The organism is Acinetobacter sp. 228 (assembly GCF_048147885.1).
Window position 1 is genome coordinate 1 of the sequence record NZ_JAYWYV010000535.1, and the last position, 1,085, is coordinate 1,085.

Consider the following 1,085-nt stretch of genomic DNA (forward strand, 5'->3'; position numbering starts at 1 on the left):
TGATGATGGTTTTGGCATTATTCGAGCATCAAATACAGGTGAGTATTTTACCGTAAGATTTGACGCTGATAATCCTTTACGTTTAAAGGAAATCCAGCAAAAATTTATTGATATGTTGCAAGAGCGTTATCCGCAAATTGCACAAGAACTTTCTGAGGCCTAATAAGGAGAGGCGCAATGCCACAAGATCAGCATCTCGGCGTCGACAAAGCAAAAATCTTGATTGAAGCTTTGCCATATATTCAACGTTTTTCTGGTAAGACGCTGGTGGTGAAATACGGTGGTAATGCGATGACTGATCCTGAATTGGAAAGTTCATTTGCCCGCGATATCGTTTTACTTAAAACTGTGGGTTTAAACCCGATTGTTGTGCATGGCGGTGGCCCACAAGTTGACTCTTTCTTAAAGCAATTAGGACGTGAGTCTGACCGTATTGATGGTATGCGTGTGACCGATGAAGCTACGATGGAAGTGGTTGAAATGGTCCTAGGCGGTAGCGTAAACAAATCTATTGTTAATTTGATTAATAAACACGGCGGCCGTGCAATTGGCTTGACTGGTCAAGATGGCAACCTATTACGTGCCCGTAAATTATTAATGGAAAAACAAGAAGAGGACGGTTCTATCAAACATATCGATTTAGGTATGGTTGGTGAGGTGACCGGGGTTAAAACTGACGTATTAGAGATGTTTACTCAAAGCGACTTTATTCCTGTTATTGCTCCATTAGGTGTTGATGAAAAAGGTAATACTTACAATATTAATGCTGACTTGGTGGCTGGGAAGGTCGCAGAAGCATTAGGCGCAGAAAAATTAATTCTGCTGACTAATATTAGTGGCGTATTAGATGAAAACAAAAACCTTTTAACTGGTTTAACGACACAAGAAGTTGACCGTTTAATCGAAACAGGCGTAATTTACGGTGGAATGATTCCTAAAGTAGGCTGTGCCCTTGACGCTGTAAAAGGTGGTGTTGTGAGCGCACATATTGTTGACGGTCGTGTACCGCACGCAACATTACTTGAAATCTTTACAGATCACGGGGTTGGTACGCTCATTTCTAACCGTACACAAACGACTCACTA

At 41.4% G+C, this 1,085-nt stretch carries 1 protein-coding gene and 1 pseudogene; both read left to right on the top strand.

The features are described from left to right. Positions 1 to 163 (top strand): annotated as a pseudogene (locus VXQ92_RS20560) (phosphomannomutase/phosphoglucomutase); the annotation flags it as partial. A gap of 14 nt (positions 164 to 177) precedes the next feature. Then, on the top strand, positions 178 to 1,085 hold a 908-nt coding region (gene argB / locus VXQ92_RS20565; protein WP_001135419.1), incomplete at its 3' end, for an acetylglutamate kinase.